Annotated in this window: 13 protein-coding genes and 1 tRNA gene; 3 read left to right on the top strand and 11 right to left on the bottom strand. The window is 72.3% G+C overall.

Translation table 11 applies throughout. The features are described from left to right. Positions 1 to 16 precede the first annotated feature (16 nt). The 6 genes from GGQ69_RS02550 to GGQ69_RS02525 all read right to left on the bottom strand — a co-directional run bounded on the left by GGQ69_RS02550 (position 17) and on the right by GGQ69_RS02525 (position 6,002). Positions 17 to 1,216, bottom strand: coding sequence for a glycosyltransferase (locus tag GGQ69_RS02550; RefSeq protein ID WP_183524208.1), 1,200 nt, complete (start codon positions 1,214 to 1,216; stop codon positions 17 to 19). Continuing rightward, positions 1,213 to 2,112 (bottom strand): DMT family transporter, encoded by a 900-nt coding sequence (locus GGQ69_RS02545; RefSeq protein ID WP_183524205.1) that lies wholly within the window; start codon positions 2,110 to 2,112, stop codon positions 1,213 to 1,215. Before GGQ69_RS02545 ends, GGQ69_RS02550 begins: the two co-directional genes overlap by 4 nt. Then, entirely contained in the window at positions 2,109 to 2,753 is a 645-nt protein-coding gene (locus GGQ69_RS02540) for a CDP-alcohol phosphatidyltransferase family protein (protein ID WP_183524201.1), read from the bottom strand. Before GGQ69_RS02540 ends, GGQ69_RS02545 begins: the two co-directional genes overlap by 4 nt. A gap of 31 nt (positions 2,754 to 2,784) precedes the next feature. Then, the gene (locus GGQ69_RS02535; protein ID WP_183524198.1) at positions 2,785 to 3,705 is read right to left on the bottom strand and encodes a phage holin family protein; all 921 of its coding nucleotides are present in this window, start codon (positions 3,703 to 3,705) and stop codon (positions 2,785 to 2,787) included. A gap of 279 nt (positions 3,706 to 3,984) precedes the next feature. Beyond that, complete coding sequence (locus tag GGQ69_RS02530) at positions 3,985 to 4,500, bottom strand: ferritin (RefSeq protein ID WP_183524195.1); 516 nt, start codon at positions 4,498 to 4,500, stop codon at positions 3,985 to 3,987. 53 nt (positions 4,501 to 4,553) lie between these two features. Continuing rightward, positions 4,554 to 6,002, bottom strand: a complete 1,449-nt coding sequence (locus tag GGQ69_RS02525; RefSeq protein WP_183528214.1) for an MFS transporter — start codon at positions 6,000 to 6,002, stop codon at positions 4,554 to 4,556. Positions 6,003 to 6,188: 186 nt separating this feature from the next. Here GGQ69_RS02525 and GGQ69_RS02520 point away from each other — a divergent pair. Further along, positions 6,189 to 6,261: transfer RNA gene (locus GGQ69_RS02520), tRNA-Asn, on the top strand. Between the two features lie 61 nt (positions 6,262 to 6,322). On the opposite strand, the gene GGQ69_RS02515 is transcribed toward GGQ69_RS02520, so the two are convergent. The 3 genes from GGQ69_RS02515 to GGQ69_RS02505 are packed head-to-tail and all read right to left on the bottom strand — an operon-like array spanning position 6,323 to position 12,109. Next, positions 6,323 to 6,718, bottom strand: coding sequence for a hypothetical protein (locus tag GGQ69_RS02515; RefSeq protein ID WP_183524192.1), 396 nt, complete (start codon positions 6,716 to 6,718; stop codon positions 6,323 to 6,325). A gap of 13 nt (positions 6,719 to 6,731) precedes the next feature. Next, a complete protein-coding gene (locus tag GGQ69_RS02510) occupies positions 6,732 to 7,904 on the bottom strand; it encodes a patatin-like phospholipase family protein (protein ID WP_183524189.1) in 1,173 nt (390 codons plus the stop codon). Further along, on the bottom strand, positions 7,901 to 12,109 hold the full coding sequence (locus GGQ69_RS02505) for a TIR domain-containing protein (protein ID WP_183524186.1): 4,209 nt from the start codon (positions 12,107 to 12,109) through the stop codon (positions 7,901 to 7,903). Before GGQ69_RS02505 ends, GGQ69_RS02510 begins: the two co-directional genes overlap by 4 nt. Positions 12,110 to 12,435: 326 nt before the next feature. On the opposite strand from GGQ69_RS02505, the gene GGQ69_RS02500 reads away from it, so the two are divergent. After that, on the top strand, positions 12,436 to 12,909 hold the full coding sequence (locus GGQ69_RS02500; RefSeq protein WP_183524183.1) for a hypothetical protein: 474 nt from the start codon (positions 12,436 to 12,438) through the stop codon (positions 12,907 to 12,909). A 155-nt stretch (positions 12,910 to 13,064) separates the two neighbouring features. Next, complete coding sequence (locus tag GGQ69_RS02495; protein ID WP_183524180.1) at positions 13,065 to 13,433, top strand: hypothetical protein; 369 nt, start codon at positions 13,065 to 13,067, stop codon at positions 13,431 to 13,433. Between the two features lie 16 nt (positions 13,434 to 13,449). On the opposite strand, the gene GGQ69_RS02490 is transcribed toward GGQ69_RS02495, so the two are convergent. Continuing rightward, on the bottom strand, positions 13,450 to 15,123 hold the full coding sequence (locus GGQ69_RS02490; protein WP_183524178.1) for a serine/threonine-protein kinase: 1,674 nt from the start codon (positions 15,121 to 15,123) through the stop codon (positions 13,450 to 13,452). 3 nt (positions 15,124 to 15,126) lie between these two features. Further along, positions 15,127 to 16,683 (bottom strand): zinc ribbon domain-containing protein, encoded by a 1,557-nt coding sequence (locus tag GGQ69_RS02485; RefSeq protein WP_183524175.1) that lies wholly within the window; start codon positions 16,681 to 16,683, stop codon positions 15,127 to 15,129. Between the last annotated feature and the right edge of the window lie 130 nt (positions 16,684 to 16,813).

The following is a 16,813-nucleotide window of genomic DNA, read 5'->3' as shown; positions in this document are numbered from 1 at the left end:
GCGTCCGGGCCGGCCGTCAGAGCAGGGCGCGGACCTCTTCGGGGGTGGCCCCCCGGTAGAGCATCTCGAACAGGTCGATGGTCTTGTCCTGCGAGTGCCGCACCGCACGGTCGTGGGAGGCCCGCCCCATCCGGGCCAGCTCGTCGTCACAGGCGGTCAGCACGGCCGTCAGCTTCTCGGCCAGGTCCTGGGGGTCGCCGGGGGCGAAGAGGTATCCGTTGTCCCCGTCGGTGACCAGGTGGGGCAGCGCCAGGGCGTCCGCCAGCACCACCGGCTTGGAGGCGCTCATGGCCTCGAGGGAGACCAGCGACTGCAGTTCCGCGGTCCCCGGCTGGCAGAAGACGTCGGCGCGCAGGTAGGCGGTGTGCAGCTCGGCGTCGGAGACGTGGCCGAGGAAGTGCACCCGCTCCCCCAGCCCCAGCTCCTCCACCAGGGCCCGCAGCGGGCCGCGCTGCTCGCCGTCGCCGACCACCTCGAGGTGGGCGTCGAGCTGCGGGTCCAGCAGGCCGATGGCGCGGATCAGCACGTCCACGTTCTTCTCCACGGCCAGCCTGCCCACGAACAGCACCACCGGGTGGCCGGGACGCTCCACGGTCTCCCCCGGGGCGCGCTCATAGGCGGCGGAGTCGATGCCGTTGGAGATCGGCAGGACGTGGTCCAGGCCGGCATGCTCGGACATGGTCCTGGCGGCCAGCCCGGTGGGCGTGGTGACGGCGGCCGTCTTGCGCATCAGCCGGCCCATGTCCCGCCAGGAGTTCTTCGAGACGATGTCCCGGAACCACTGCGGGAACGGCAGGAAGGGCTCCAGGTTCTCCGGCATGAAGTGGTTGGTCGAGATGGTGCGGATCCGCCGCTTCTCGGCCTCGTTGATGGCGGCCTCGCCGATCATGTAGTGGCACTGCACGTGCACCACATCCGGACGGATCTCATCCAGCAGTGCCCCGATGGACCTCCGGGCGTGCCACGGGAAGACCAGGCGGTAGTACTCGTGCGTGGGGGCCTTGACGGACTGCAGGCGGTGCACGGTCGCCTCGTCGTTGACCTGGACGGTGTCCGGTCCGGCGTCGTTGCGGGCCGCCATCACGTGCACCTCGTGGCCACGGGCGTGCAGGGCCCTGGCCAGGCGGAAGCAGAACACGGAGGCTCCGTTCACGTCCGGCGGATAGGTGTCCGCTGCGATGAGGACCTTGAGCGGGCGCTCCGATGATGCCGTCACGTGGATGGGGCTCCTGTCTGCTCGCGTCGCTGGATCACGTCCGGATGGTGCCGGGCGAGGACAACGACTCCGAGCGTAGCAATGGCACCGGCGGCGGCCATGCACCAACCCACCCACCAGGGAAGACCGGGTTGCAGCTCGCCCAGCACGATGATGCCGGTCAGCACGCCGACCATGGGGTCGATGACGGTCAGCCCGGCCACCACCAGGTCCGGGGGTCCGTGCTGGTAGGCGCTCTGCACGAAGTAGACGCCGATCCCTCCGGCCGCGGCGATGACCCCGAGGTGGAACCACGGGATGCCCAGCAGCCCACCGGCGTCGCCGCGCAGGAAGTGGATGGAGCCGAGCCGGACGAACACCGCCACGAAGCCGAACAGCACGCCGGCGCCGATGATGTAGCCGAAGGCACTGGGACGGCGCAGCATCACCAGGGCGGCGACCGCGCACAGCACGGTGGCCGTGATGGCCACCACGGCGGCGATCCGCTCCTGGTCGACGGTGGGGGCCGGGTTCTCCTCGGTGGCGACGATCGCCACCAGCACGAACGCCGCCGAGCCGGTCACGCACGCGATGATCCCCCAGATCGTCTCCCGGTTGAGCCGGAGGTGCTGGATGCGGGCATGCAGCAGGGTGGTGATGACGACGGCGATCGCCCCGATCGGCTGTACCACGGTCAGCGGCGCGGTGGCCAGGGCATAGACGTTCAGGCCGATGCCCAGCAGCATCAGTGCGCCGCCGGCCAGCCAGGTGCCGGAGGTGAACAGCCTCAGCAGGCCCGAACGGGGGTGCAGTCCCAGGTAGGCCTGGTGCTTACGCACTCCCGCGGCCTGGCGCTCGCTGCCCAGGGCCAGGCAGAAGGCTCCCGCCAGGGCGGCCGCGATGGACAGCCACTTCACGCGCTCGCCCAACGGGTGCGGTCGCGGGGGTCCACCCCGGCCGCGCGGAGCCGGCGGAACTTGCGCACGCAGCCTCCGATGTAGTCGACGGCGGCGCAGACGTGGCCCACGCAGCCGAGGACGAGCACCACGGTGGCGATCACGGTCAGCGGCCCCTCGGCCAGGCCGGGGACCTGCGCCAGCAGCAGGAGGGGGGTGCCCACGAGCAGCAGCGCGGTACGGACCTTGCCCAGGACCGTGACCTCGAGTTCGGGGCTGCCCCGGAACAGGGCCAGCGCCGTGAGGCCGAGGACGACGTCCGGCAGGACCAGGGACACCACCAGCCACCAGGGGGCGATGCCGGTGGCCACCAGCGTGACCGCCACGACGGCCAGGGACAGCCGGTCGGCCACCGGGTCCAGCCACTGGCCGACCGTGGAGATCTGGTTGTAGCGCCGCGCGATGTACCCGTCCACCCAGTCCGTGCTGGAGAGCACCGCGAGCACGATGAATGCGGCCAGGTACTGTTCCGAGACCACCAGCCAGACGAAGACCGGGACCAGGCAGAACCGGAGGATGGTGATGACGTTGGGGACGGTCCAGATCCGGTCGGTGACCTCGTACTCGATGTCATCGCGGTGCCCCGCACCGATCAGACGCAACGTGGACCCCCGTGCGGTCGTGGTGAGCGGGTTACTTCTTGAGCTGGCGGGCGAAGACGGCGATGGCGGTGGACGCGGCGCCGAGCAGCGCCAGCGGCTGCCACTTCTCCCGCACGTACTCGCCCACGTTCTCGCCGGCGTCGTGGACGGTCTGTCCCGCGCGGGCACCGGTGTGGTGGGGTGCGGTCGGCGAGGTGGGGTCCTGGGCGTCCGGGCCGGCGGGGGCCGGACGGCCCCGGAACTGCGAGGTGAAGCTGGAGAACTGCGCCTTGACGTCGGTCTTCTCCTCGAGCCCGGACCGGATGTCCCCCAGGTGCTGGCGGCGCAACTGGGTGCGGCGGCGCAGCTCGGCGTAGGACGGGTCCTGGGCGGTGGCCTCCTTGGGGGCCTCGCCGCGCTTGCGGGCCGCCTTGGCCTCGGCCTCGGCAGCCTTGCGGCGCTCTTCCTCCCGGGCCTGGGCGATCCGCTTCTCCTCGGCCCGCTGCGCCTCGAGCCGGTCGAACTCGGCCGGGTCGAAGGCGTTGCCCTCCTTGAGGTATCCGAGGTCGTACTTGACGCCCTGGATGGTCTCGGCGGGGACCAGGGGCATCGCGGCCTTGATACGCAGCGCCCCGATCCCGAGGAAGACCAGCGCGACGACCAGGGCGCCGGCGGCGACCATGAGCGCGGAGAACCAGATCGGCCGGTCCTGGGCGAAGCCGCCGATCATGGCCACGATCAGGGCAACGGCCATGATGAACAGGAAGACGAGCCCGACGACGGCCAGCCCGGCACCGATCCCGGCCGTGACGCCCTTCTTGCCCAGCTGGCCCTTGACCATGGCCAGCTCGTCCTTCAGCTGCAGGGGCAGCAGGCGGAAGCCGGTGGAGACCAGTTCCGTCAGCGAGCTGGAACGGGTCTGGTCGGAGACGCGGGGGGACCCCTTGGGGAGCGTCGGTGCCTGATGGGCCATTGGAGCGTGCCTTCCCTCTGGTCTGCGGTGGGTCTGCGGTGGGTCTGCGGTGAGACTGCCGCCGTGCCTGACGAGCAATCCTGAAGTCCATCACACCCGGGCAGCCCGGGCAGGTCAAACCTACCACCGCGGCACGGAGCGAAAACCGTTCCGTGCACGTCAACGGCCAGTCACTTGACTTTTCAACCTTAGGGCGTAGGTTCGGGGCGAAGCCGGCGCCGCCCCATCCCCCTCAGGCGGCGCCGGCCCTTCTCGTGCCCGCCGGCGTCTCAGGCCGGCTCAGCTGTGGTGCTCGCCCCCGCCGGAGCGCGAGCCCAGCTCGGCATCCAGCCGGAGCAGCCCGGAGCCGTCGTCGCCGATCAGCCGGATCCGGCCGATGATCTCGCTGACCGTGGCCTCCTCCTCGATCTGCTCGTCGACGAACCAGTTGAGCAGGGGGCGCGCGTCGAGGTCCCCGGCGGCCTCCGTCTCGCGGTACAGGTCCCGGATCGCGTTGGACACGCGCTGCTCGTGGGCCAGGGAGGCCTCGAACATCTCCAGCGGGGACAGGCCCGGGTTCACGGCCGGGGCGTTGATGGCGCCGATCGAGGCGTGGTTGCCCCGGTCCACCACGTGGTCGATGAACTTGTGGGCGTGCACGATCTCCTCGTCGGCCTGGTGCCGCAGCCAGGACGCCATGCCGGTCAGGTCCTGCTCGTCGGCCTCGATGGCCAGCTGGCGGTAGACCAGGGAGGCCTCGAACTCGAGGGTGATCTGTTCGTTGAACTTCTTCTCAAGGTCTGCGGTGAGCTTCATATGCTCACAGTAGGACCCCCCTCAGGCCCGTGTCATCGCAGGCAAGCCTGTCCTCACAGCGGGTGATTGGACTCGTGGGCCCCGGCCGGCGTGCCCGGTCCGTGGTGGCGCAGCAACCGTCCGGTGACCAGGGCCGTGAGGGCGACGATGACCGCGACCACGACCAGGATGGTGAGGAAGGCGGCGTCGTAGGCGACCCCGGCGGCCGCGAGGATGCCGGGGTCCCCCTGCGCGGCGTCCACCGCGCCGATGAGGCTGTCCGCGGCGGCCGCGGGGGCGTCGTCGGGCAACCGGACGAACCGGGCGTACAGCCCGGTGGCGAGGCTGCCGAGCAGGGCGACGGCGAGCAGGTTGCCGAACTCGTAGGAGACCTCCTCCACCGAGGAGGCCATCCCGGCCTGCCGGGCGGGGACGTTGCCGATGATGGCGGTGGAGGCGACGGACATGGTCAGCCCCATCCCGACGCCGGTGACGACGAGCCCGGCCACGAACAGCCCGAGCGGCCCGACACCCCCGAGCCGGGCGATCACCAGGCCGAGCGCGGCCAGCCCCAGACCGCCCGCGACGAGGACCCGCAGGCCGAGGCGGTGCAGGGTGGCACCGCCGGCGAGCGAGGCCGGCAGGGAGCCCAGGGCCATCGTCGCCACCAGCAGGCCGGACTGCAGCGGGGTGAAGCCGGCCACGAGCTGGTAGCGCTGGGTGGTGACCAGCTGGACCCCGCCGATGACGAACATCGAGCACGCGGCCGCGATGACCCCGGCGCTGAAGGCCCGGTTACGGAACACCGCGAAGTCCAGCACCGGATGCTCGAGGCGCCGCTGGCGCCTAACGAAGAGCCAGCCGCCGACGAGACCGACCCCCACGGCCGCCGCGAACCGCGGCCAGGAGGGGTCCGGGCCGGTCGCCTCCTTGATGGCGAAGACCGTGCCGGTGAGGGTGAGCATCGCGTCCACGGAGGACGGCGCGTCCCACCGGGTGGAGCGGTCCGGCCGGGGACGCGGGGCCACCCACGGGGTGAGCACCAGGGCGACCAGCACCACGGGGACGTTGATGAGGAAGACCGACCCCCACCAGAACGCCTCCAGCAGCACCCCGCCGACGATGGGACCCATCGCCGCGGCGACGACGGAGATGGCACCCCACACCGCGACGGCGAGGTTGCGTTCGCGGACGTCGTCGAAGCCGATGCGGATCAGGGCCAGGGTGGCCGGCATCATGCAGGCCGCACCCACGGCCAGCAGGGCACGGGCGGCGATGAGCACGCCCACGGCCGGCGCGAAGGCCGCCACCACCGAGGCCGCGCCGAAGACGACGAGGCCGAGGAGGAACAGCCTGCGGTGGCCGTACCGGTCCCCCAGCGTGCCGGCGCCCAGCAGCAGCCCGCACATCACCAGCGGATAGGCGTTGAGGATCCACAGCGACTCCGATGCGCTCGCCCCGAGCTCCTCGGTCAGCGTCGGCAACGCCGTGTAGAGGATCGTGTTGTCCAGGGTGATCAGCATGACCCCGGCACTCACCGTGGCCAGCAGCAGCCAGCGCCGCAGCGGCGACAAGGGGGTGGTGTTCACGGGGGGACTCTAGCGAAGAGCAGCCTCCGGGAACGCCGATTTCGTTCTCGCGCGGAACTTGGGTACAGTGGATCCCGCTGTCCGGCTGTTCATCCCCCGGGGTGGACCGCAGGCCAACGGTCCCCCGTAGCTCAATTGGCAGAGCATTCGACTGTTAATCGAAGGGTTACTGGTTCGAGTCCAGTCGGGGGAGCTTCACCGGAGAGGCCCTCGTCCCGCAGTGCGGGACGAGGGCCTCTCGCGTGCGCCGGCCCCTAGTCCTCGTCGTCGGGTTCGTAGAGGGACTCGAGCGTCTCCGGGTTCATCGCGTAGGCGTCGGTGCCGTCCGCGTTGTTGGACACCACATAGTCCCCCCGCCCGAAGTGCGTCCAGCCCTCCTTGGTCTCGACGCTGCCCTCCTCCTCGGCGCGCTCGACCCACACGGGCGTGATCTTGCGGTACTGGCCGTGACCGACCCTGCGGTAGGTGGCCGCGAAGACGTCCGCGTCCACGGTGCGGATGTCCCCGTCGTCGTCCACGAGCCAGTCACCGGCCTTGCAGTACTGCTCGGCCCCCCACTTGCGGTACCGGAAACCGGGCATGTCCAGGCGCAGGGGGACGGCGACGACGGTCCGCTCCGGCCGTGGCCGGTACCGCTTGCGCTCGGTCATGGCACGCCCCCGCTCAGGGGTCCGGGACCAGGTCGAAGACCGGCCTGAAATGGCCGGGGTCGACGTCGCGCTGCCCGGCCAGCAGGCCGAGCCGGTGCAGCAGGGGCATGTTCCCGGGCGCGTCCAACCGGCCCAGGGACTCGATCCTGCCCGTCGCGGCCGCCGAGTCGTCCAGGGCCAGGACGCCGTCCGGGCGCAGGTCGACGTCGTAGCGCAGGTAGCTCAGGAGGGGACCGCCCGGGACGGTGTCGCCGCGCAGGTCACCGAGCTCCTGGTCGATCACTGCCGCGGTGGGACTGTCGGACATCCACTGGAGCAGTGCCCGCTGCTGCGCCGCGCAGTCCTGCATGACGGAGGACAGCGCCTGGAGCGCATGGTTGACGGCGAGCCTCGACCTCTTCCTCGTGGGATCCCTGGAACCGGTCCCGACCGAGACGAGCAGCAGCCTGTCGCCGCCCGTGGGCCAGCCCACGCGGTATCCCTCCAGGGTGCAGTACACGAAGGCCAGCAGGGACGGGTCGTTGTAGGGACTGGCGCCCCCGTCGACGAAGGTGCCCACCACGGGCCTGCTGCCTGCCGCGCTCGAGATCGTGATGGTCTCCGGCTCGAAGTAGGACGGGGCGGCCGTCGAGGCGCGCACCACCTGCCACAGCAGGTAGTCGGCGTTCCGGGCGCTTCCCTCGGACTCCGTGCTGAAGTACTTGCCCCGGGGGTTGTTGCCCAGGGGCCAGACGCTGCCGGTGTCCAGGCGCTTCGTGACCACCAGCAGGCCGGTCAGCAGCCTCGGGCTGCCCAACGTCGTGTCCGCGCCCAGCAGCTCCTTGAGCTCGGAGTTCAGGATCCGCTTGTCATACCTCGCCCGGAGGAGGCCCTCCCGGAGCAGGCTCCTGTTGAACAGCCGTCTGCCCAGGGCCAGGTACCTCTCGCGCAATTGGGCCACGCTCCAGCCCTGGGCCAGGGCGGCCGCGATGATCGCGCCGGTGGAGGTCCCGGCCATCAGGTCGAAGTAGTGGCACAGCCGGAACTCCGGGCCCGCACCGTGGCGTTCCCGGAGCAGGTCCTCGATCCGCTCCAGGATCCCCAGGCTCAGCACGCCCCTCAGCCCACCGCCGTCGAGGGTCAGGATGCGCTTCGGCCTGCCGTCGTTGCGGAAGTGGTCGTCCCGGCTCAGCTCCCGGACCGTCATCCCCCGGCCTCCTCCGACGCCTCGCCCGCCGGGTCCGGCACGGGCAGGTCCGGGCAGGTGGCGACATAGTCGACGTCCGGGGAGACCGACTCCAGCCACTGGTCCCGGCTCAGGTTCTGGGTCAGCTTCGAGCACAGCGCCCCGGGGGCGTCCGGCGGCACGGGCCAGGTGCGCACGGTGCGGTCCCAGCTCCCCGAGACCACCGTGGCGTTGTCCGGGGTGAACGCGAGACCGTCCACCACGTCCCAGTGGCCGATGAGCGGGTTGCCGATCGCCGCACCGGTCCCGGCATCCCACAGCCGCACCTGCCAGTCGTCCCCGCCGGAGGCCACCCGGCGGCTGTCCGGGCTGAAGGCCACGGACCGCACGGCGGCCTCGTGCCCGGCCAGCCCGGGGCCCTGCTGCCGACGGCTCCGGGCGTCCCACAGGCGCACCATCTTGTCCTCTCCCCCCGAGGCGATCAGGGCCCCGTCCGGGGAGAACGCCACGTCCAGGACCGCCTCCCCGTGCCCGGACAACGGCTCCGCCGCCGCCCGTCCCGTCTCGACCTCCCACAATCGCACCGTCCCGTCCGCACCGGCCGAGGCGGCCAGGGCCCCGTCCGGGGAGAACGCCACCGCGTTCACCGCGCCCTCGTGGCCGGCCAGCGCAGGCCCCCGTTGCCGACGCGCCGCCACGTCCCAGAGCCGCACCGTCTGGTCCGCCCCCGCCGTGGCGATCAGGGTCCCGTCCGGGGAGAACGCCACGTCCAGCACCGCCCCGTCGTGCCCCGCCAGCGCGGGGCCCAGCTGGCGGCGGGTGGCCACGTCCCACAACCGCACCGTCCGGTCCGCGCTGGCCGTGGCGATCAGGGTCCCGTCCGGGGAGAACGCGACCCCGTGCACGACGTCCTGGTGTCCGGCCAGTGATCCGCCCACGGGCTGTTCAGTGCCGGTGTCCCAGAGCCGGACGATCTTGTCCACGCCGGTGGAGGCGATCAGGGCCCCGTCGTCACTGACGTCCAGGTCGAGGACCCACAACCCGTGCAGCATCGGCACGGGCGCCCGCGCGTCCCACACGCGGACCGTCCCGTCCCCCATGCCGGACACGATCCGCTCACCGTCCGGGCTGAACGCCGCGCTGAACACCTCGTGTCCGTGCCCCGTCAGCGGATCACCGATCGACTGGCCCGCCGCCGGGTCCCAGAGCAGCAGGTTGTAGTCGGCGCTCGCCGAGACCAGTCGCTGGCCGTCGGGGCTGAAGGCCACGTCGGAGACCCAGTTCTTGTGCCCGGTCAGCGGTGCTCCCACCGGCCGGGCGGAATCCGCGTCCCACAACCGCACGGTCCGGTCGTGCCCCGCCGAGGCGATCCGTTCACCGGCCGGGTCGAAGGCCACCGCGTGCACGGCCCCGGCGTGCCCGGTCATCGGGGCGGCGACCGGCTGGCCGGTGGACGCGTTCCACAACCGCACGGCGCCATCGTCCCCACCGGTGGCGATCAGCCGGCCCGCCGGGCTGATCGCCACAGCGTTCACCGGACCCTGGCCGATCATCGGTTCACCGAGCGGTCGCGCGGAGCCCGCGTCCCACAACCGCACGGAACCGTCCGCGCCACCGGAGGCGAGGCGCCGCCCGTCCGGGCTGAACGCGACCGCCCGCACGGGCTGGCCATGGCCGGTCAGGGGGCCTCCCACCGGCTGGCCGGTCCCGGTGTCCCACAACCGGACCGTGCCGTCGTCGCCGGCCGAGGCGAGGCGCCGCCCATCTGGACTGAAGGCCACCGCCCGGACAACTCCCGCGTGTCCCAGCAGTGGTTCTCCGGCCGGCTGGCCAGTCCCGGCATCCCACAGCCGCACGGCTCCGCCGTCATCACCCGAGGCGACGAGGCGCCCGTCCGGGGCGTACGCCACGTCCCGCACCGGGGACCCCACGGGGATCATCTTGTACACGTCGTGCTGGACCACCACGGAGCTGGCCAGGGCCCGGTCCCCCTCGGTGGTCGGCATCAGGGCCCGCGACGCCAGCATCTGCTGCATGCCCAGCAGCTCACCCCCCGGCCTGGCACCGGCCAGCCGCGCCTGGCCCTCGGCCGCCAGCATGAGCGCCGTGGTCTCTCGCGCCCGGTCGGAGGCCTCGCGCATCGCGGCGACGGCCAGCACGAAACCGATGACGGCGGCCAGGGCGACGACGGCGGTCCCCGCCAGGACCGCCCTCAGGATGCGCGACCTGCGACGCAGGGTCGCGGCATGGGCCTCCGCCACCTCCTGCTTCTCCCGCGCCGCGTGGAGCTCGGCGGCCTTGTGGCGCTCCTCCTGCGCCATCCGCTGGTACTCCCGGGCCCGGGACGCGAACAGGAAGTCCATCGTGTGGGACAGACGATCCCGGAAGCCCGGTTTCGCCACCATGGACTCGGCCCGCTCGAGGCGTTCGCCCTCCAGCAGCCACGAGGGATTGCGCTGGTTCTGTTCCCAGGCGGCGGCGGCCCGCTCGAGGTTGTCCGCCTCCTTGAGGTCCCCCCGCTCCGCCTCCAGCCATCCGGCCAGCTCCCCCCATTGGCGCAGCAGGCTCTCCAGCGCCACCTCGACGAAGACCTCGCCGTCGCGTTCGTCCTGGACCAGCAACCGGGTGGCCACCAGGGCGTCGATCTCCGGGCGGGCGTCCGCGGGCAGGTCGGAGAGCCGTGCCACCCGCCGCACGGGCTGGTCGTTGTCCGGATTGATGGTGGCCAGCCAGGGGATGAAGGCCGACCGCAGTCGATGGAGCTGCGACTTCCGCACCACGGGGTCCCGCGCCAGCACCGCGTCGACCTGGGTCTGGACCACCCGGCCCATCCCACCCATCGCCTCGTATCCGTCCAGGGTGAGCTGACCGGTGTCCCCGTAGTCCTCGTACAGTCGGGCGAGGGTGAGGGAGAGCAGGGGCAGGCTGTCCGCACCGTGTGAGCTGTCGCTCTGCAGCCGTTCGACGAGGTCGGCCTGGACAACCAACGCCCGCCCGGCCGCGGTGGAGCGCGCCGCCGGCCCCAGGATGACCTCCCGGAAATGGGCGGGGGGCATGGGCCGCAGCTCATCGAAGACCACGCTCTTCAGGTCCGACAGCTGGGGAGCGTCCTGCAACGACCCGAAGAAGTCGGTGCGGATCGTGCAGGCCGCCACCATCCCGCGTGCGGCCCCGTCCCCGGGGCCCAGCAACTGGGCCAGCAGCGAGAGGAACCGCGGGGCCTGGGGACCGGCGTCCGCGCTGAACAGTTCCTCCGCCTGGTCCAGGGGCAGGACCACCGTGGGCAGGGGCGTCTGCTCCGACTCGTCGAGGAGGCGTTGGCCCGCGGTCTGCCGGGCCTCCGCGAGCAGTCCGGTCAGGAAGGCCGCGTCCGCGCGCAGACAGGCCTCCTTGATGTCACCCAGGGCGGGATGGTTCAGGCCCAGGCCGATGCGCAGGTGATGGATTGACCGGGCGAGGCCCCGGTCCCCGGTGAGAGCGTCCCGGCCGGGGCGCACGATGCCGGCCACCAGGAAGTGCCGGTCGTCGCGCCGGATCCGCGGCAGCAGTCCCGCGCGCAGGAAGGAGGACTTGCCCACCCCGGAGGGGCCCAGCACCACGAACAGCGACTCGATCCCGGAGGCCCGCATGCCCCGCAGCGCGTCCATGCCCCGGATGATCTGTGCGTCCCGGCCGAAGAACACGGCCGCGTCGGACTCGTCCAGCGGCTCCCACCCCCGGTAGCAGGCCCGCTCCGGATCGTCCGGCGGGGGCCAGGCGAACTGGTCCGCGCCGATGCCGGCCCGGCGCAACCCCCGGTAGAGCCGCCGGAGCCCGTCCGTCTGGAAGCACACGGACCGGCCCGCCTCGTCCACGGGGATCTCGGTGGCCGGGCCATCGCCGAACAGGTCGCAGTGCTGCCACTCCCCCGTGATCCCCGCCGTGTCCAGGGGTTCGAGCCGGGCGCACAGGATCAGCTTGCCCAGGGTCTCGGCCGTCCGGTACTCGGCCAGGCTCTCGCTCGAGTTCTGCCAGTGGGCGGAGAGCAGGCAGAGCACGACCTCACACCGCTCATTGGCCTGGCGCAGCGCCCGCTTCCACCGCTCGCCGGGGGCGATGCCCGTGTCGCGGTCGAGGTCCAGGAAGATCTCGTCGGCGAGCCCGGGGTCCTGCTCCACGAGCCAGCGTTTCAGGGCCACCGCCTCCGCGGAATTGCGGCTCGAGTGGCTCAGGAACACGCGGGACATCAGAGCGCTCCCGGGACGCGGTGTCCCGCGCGGCGAACGGCACGCGCCGTCGTCGTCCGGCAGAACCCCTGATGAGACGACGGCCCCCACCGGCCGCGGCCCGACCCCCAGTCCATGGCGTCCATGCTCCGCCCGTTTCCGCGGCGCGGCAAGGCGTGGGCGTCTGCGCCGTCACCCCGGGGAGGACCCCGGGTACACCGTCTGCGGTAGCCGGGAAATACCTTTTCGAGCCGACGCTTTCCCCGGCCGATCGGACCACCATTGATGACACAGGGCATCCAGGGTTCCGATCGGCGGAACGCCCCTTGAGGAAAAGGATCACCACCATGTCGCCTCTCAACCGAAAGATCGGTGCCACCCTCGCGGGCACGGCCTTCGCGGCATCCGCCCTCCTCGCCGGGGTTCCGGCCGCGACGGCGAGCACCGCCGGCGCGGACGGCTCTTCGGACGGCGAGTGGCATTACCGAGTGGTCTTCGACTACCTCGACTGCCACGACAACGAGGACCACAAGGGTTACGACGAGGTCTACATGAAGTTCGGTCACCACACCGTCTGGGGCCCCGAGGACATGGACGAGGGGGACCACTACGGGTTCGACGGCGCCTGGGCGGACGTCGACCACGATTTCAAGCTCAGCCTCTGGGACGAGGACCACGGACACCACGACGACGAGGACGACTACCTCGGACACGTCTGGATCGAGAAGCACGACTACGACGAGGGATGGCAGTACGCGACGTTCGACGACCACGGTGCGCACTACGAGCTCAAGTACAAGGTCGTGAGGTACTGGGACTAGGCAGGCAGCCAGACCGGCACGCCACCGGGTGCGGGGTCCACGCCACGGCCGGATCCCGCACCCCGCCGGATATCCGGCCACCGCACCCGCACCCGCACCCGCACCCGCACCCGCACCCGCACCCGCACGAACTCAGCAGACCACGAGGGAAGACCATGACCATCGTCTCGACCACCAGTTCCCCGGCCACCGGCACCGCGGTGGTCACCACCGCCACCGGCCGCCGGGTCGAGGAGACGTTCACGAGCCGCGGTGCCTCGTACGGCACCCTGGCCGCGGTCGCCACCCGGTTGGCGGTGCTCGCCGTCGAGGACACCCTGAACGGCCCGAGTGAGGACCGCACCCTGGAGCGCATCAGCCTGGTGGAGCACCTGCTGCGGTACGCCAACGCGCAGGGGTCCACCCGGCCGGCCGCCGCCCTCCGGAAGGCGCTGAGCGGCATGCAGACCGCCCTGGACCGACCGGGCACCGCGGTGCTGTCCGTCCTGGAGGAATTGAGCCTGGCCACCTGCCAGACCCAGTGACCCCGGGGCCGGGCGGTCAGCCGGTCCGGCGCAGAGATGCGGTGACCTCGTCGAAGACCTCCGCACGCTCGTGGAAGAGCGGCGAGGGGGCGAAGAACACCAGCAACTGGGCGGGGTCCGCCTCGACGACCAGGACCCGGACCTGCAGGGTGGCGGTGGGCAATTGCACGGATCCCTCCATGACCTGCCCCGTCAGGTCCCCGACGGTGGCCTCCCCGCGGTGGACCAGATACGCCTCCCGGCCGGGCAGGAGGGCCTCCGCCGCATCGACCCGGGCGGCCGGGGACTGACCCTCCAGCCCGGTGGGACGGTGGTAGATGGCCAGGCCGACGACACCGGACGGGTCGTCGGCCGCGGTGCGGCCCACGGCCGCAGGCGCCTCCGGGTCATCGGCGAAGAAGGCGGTGAGGTCCGCCGGGGACAGCACGCTGACCGTGCTGTCCCCGGCCTGGTGGGTGCGGGCGGTCCAGCTCTCCGGGACATCGAGGGTGTAGGGCACTCCCTCCGCACGGAAGGGCACGTACTTCTCCCCCGGTGACCACCGGGCCAGCACCAGGCCGAGGCCAAGGAGCAGGAGGAGCACCGCGCCCAGCACGATCATCCGGCGGGTGCGTCCTCCCACCCGGGGCACCGCGCGGTGCCGGGAGCCTCCGTGCTGGTCCGGGCGGGGACCGGGCCCCGGACCGCCTCCGGTGTCCGCCGGCCGTCCGGGCTCGGCGCGGACGTCGTCATCGCCACCGTGCGCCGGTCCGTCACCGGCCGGCTCGGTGGTGGCGTCCGGTGGGGGTGGCGGGACGCGCCCGGCGTCGGTGGCCGGGGCCCCGGACATCAGGCCGACCAGCGCACCGCAGGAGGGGGGCCGGTCCGCCCGGTCCCTCGCCATGCCCCGGAGGATCGCGGACTCGACGACGGCCGGGACGTCGGGGCGTTCGCCGGCGAGCCGTGGTGGCTTCCCGGCCAGGTGGGCCCGGAGCCGTGCCTCCTCGTCCCCCTCCCCGTCCGCTTCGTCGAACGGCGGGCGACCGGTGAGCAGTGCGAACGCCACGCACGCCAACGCGTACACGTCCGCCCGGCCGTCGACGTCCCCACCGCGGATCTGCTCGGGTGCGAGGTAGTCCACGGTGCCGGGGACCTGGGCCGGGGTGGCGGCCCCGCTGGCGATCGCCATCGGCCTGCCCAGGCCGAAGCCGGCCAGGTAGACGTGGCGGTGGCCGTCCGCGCCGTCGGCGGGGAGGGGATCCTCGGACAGCAGGATGTTGCCGGGCCGGACGTCGCGGTGGATCACCCCGGCCTCATGGGCGGCGTCCAGGGCGGCGGCCGTCTCGGTCAGGATGCGCAGTGCCTCTGGCAGCGGGAGGGGGCCGCGCCGGTCGAGCTCGGACTGGAGGTCCGTCCCGCGGACGTGGTGCATGGCGGCGTACAGCAGCCCCGACCATTCCCCGGTCCCGTACACGGGCAGGATGTTCGGGTGGTCCATGGAGGCCACGAGCCGGGACTCGCGGTCGAACCGCCGGCTGAACTCGTGATCGGCCGAGAGTTCCGGGGCGAGGAGCCTGAGGGCCACCGGACGGTCGTGCTCGACGTCCAGGGCCCGGTAGACGACGCCCCTGCTGCCCCGGGCGATCAGTGACTGGACGCGGTACCCCGCGACCTCCGCCCCCGGTCCCAGGGAATTCCTCGGGCTGTCCACGGATCAGCCGACCGGGTGACCGCAACCGGTGCAGAATCGCGCTCCCGGGCCCACCGCCGCGCCACACTGGGCGCAGAACCGTCGACCGTCGAACCCGTCCGGGGCGGGGCCGGTCCGTGCGTCGACGGTAGCGTCGTCGCCGTGGTCCGGCGCCGCATCCGGCGGTGCCGGCGCATCGGCCGACCGGGAGTGCCGAGGGGCGGGGTCCGGGTGCGTGTCGCCCCGCCACCTCGCCGGGAGGACTGACGCCACGGACGCGGGGACGGAGCGCCAGCGGCCGGTCTCCGGAGGCCGGCTGTCGGCACCGGCGGTCGCGGGCGTCCGGCGTCGCCCCAGGACGAGGGCCGCGACGATGCCCGCCACGAGCAGGGCGCCGATCAGGATGGCCAGGAAGGCACCCCACCGCAGGCCTCCCGTCTCCTCCCCCGGCCCGGCGGCTGCCGCCGCGTCGGCGCTGTCGGTGGGCTCCGACGCCTGGGCCTGGTGGAGATGGCTCGTCGCCAGCGCGGAATCGTAGTACGTCAGGGACTCCTCGAGGGCACCCTGGGCCGATCTGCCGGGGTTGCCCGAGGCCAGATGATCGATCCCCCGGCGGAACACCACGTCGAACTTCGACGAGGACGGTTCCACACCGGCCTCGTCCATGGCCGCCCGGATCTGAGCGGCGGTCACGAGCGTCGCCGATCCGCCGTCCTGGGGCGGCCCGGCCAGTCCGATGACCTGCCCGGTCGAGGGGTCGACGACGGGTCCGCCGGACACGCCTGCGCCGAACGGCCCGGTCAGGTCCTCCGGGGAGCTGATCACGTCAGTGGCGGCGTCCAGCGTCACCGGGAGCTGCACCGGTCCGTGCTCCGGTCCAGGCCGGCGCGTGAAGCCGAGCAGGAGGTCGTCCGCACCGGGGGCCGCGTCCGCTGCCGCGACCGTGGCGGTGGGCGCACCCCCGCCGCCGCTGATCCGCAGCAGGGCCACGTCCCCGGGCCCGGACGGGGAGTTGAGCAGTTCGGCCATGACGCCACCGGGCTCCGTCGTGTAGGTGCGCACGTGGTACTGCGGTACCCGGAAGTGCACGCAGTGCGTGACCTGGTCGTAGCAGTGCTGCAGGTGCGGACCCCAGTACGGATCCGGGGTGGAACCCCGCTTGGCCGGGTCGCCGTCGTTGCCGACGATGGCGACGCCGATGACGTCGGCGAACAGCTCATTGGCGGCGTAGACGGCCACCTGGTCCGCGTCCACGCGGATGTTCTCCCACGTGGTGGCCACGACGCCGTCCGCGGACACCAGCACGCCCGTCCCGGCCCCCAGGGGCACGGTGGTCCGGCCGCGGGCGATCTCCACCTCACCGGAGGAGTGGTCGATGTGGACGATCTCGGCCACGGCACTGAGTTCGACGCGGACGAGGGCGGCCTTAGTCCCCTCCGTGCCGCTGTGGAGCTCGGCCGACGCGGACGGGGCGGGGCTTCCGGCCGCCGTCAGGCACACCAGGGCGACGATGCCGAGAAGCACCCGGACCAGTGGGACACGCGCCCGTCCCCCGGCGAAGCATTCAGCCGACGCTGGCACGGATCCATTGTTGACGAGCAAGCTTCTCACTGTTGCCCCGTCCCTGGGCCAAGAGGTTCCACGATGCCTGGGCAGAGGGTAGCAGTTCGCCCCGTGACCCGGAACACATGCCCGTCCGCGGGCCCGTCTC

The organism is Micrococcus sp. TA1 (assembly GCF_014199555.1).
In the GTDB taxonomy this organism is placed as follows: Bacteria; Actinomycetota; Actinomycetes; order Actinomycetales; family Micrococcaceae; genus Citricoccus.
This window is presented reverse-complemented; position numbering and strand designations above follow the sequence as displayed.

Coding starts and splice junctions, on each gene's coding strand:
- GGQ69_RS02535 (WP_183524198.1), bottom strand. CDS start 3,705: ATGGCCCATCAGGCACCGACGCTCCCCAAGGGGTCCCCCCGCGTCTCC.
- GGQ69_RS02530 (WP_183524195.1), bottom strand. CDS start 4,500: ATGAAGCTCACCGCAGACCTTGAGAAGAAGTTCAACGAACAGATCACC.
- GGQ69_RS02525 (WP_183528214.1), bottom strand. CDS start 6,002: ATGCTGATCACCCTGGACAACACGATCCTCTACACGGCGTTGCCGACG.
- GGQ69_RS02515 (WP_183524192.1), bottom strand. CDS start 6,718: ATGACCGAGCGCAAGCGGTACCGGCCACGGCCGGAGCGGACCGTCGTC.
- GGQ69_RS02510 (WP_183524189.1), bottom strand. CDS start 7,904: ATGACGGTCCGGGAGCTGAGCCGGGACGACCACTTCCGCAACGACGGC.
- GGQ69_RS02505 (WP_183524186.1), bottom strand. CDS start 12,109: ATGTCCCGCGTGTTCCTGAGCCACTCGAGCCGCAATTCCGCGGAGGCG.
- GGQ69_RS02500 (WP_183524183.1), top strand. CDS start 12,436: ATGTCGCCTCTCAACCGAAAGATCGGTGCCACCCTCGCGGGCACGGCC.
- GGQ69_RS02495 (WP_183524180.1), top strand. CDS start 13,065: ATGACCATCGTCTCGACCACCAGTTCCCCGGCCACCGGCACCGCGGTG.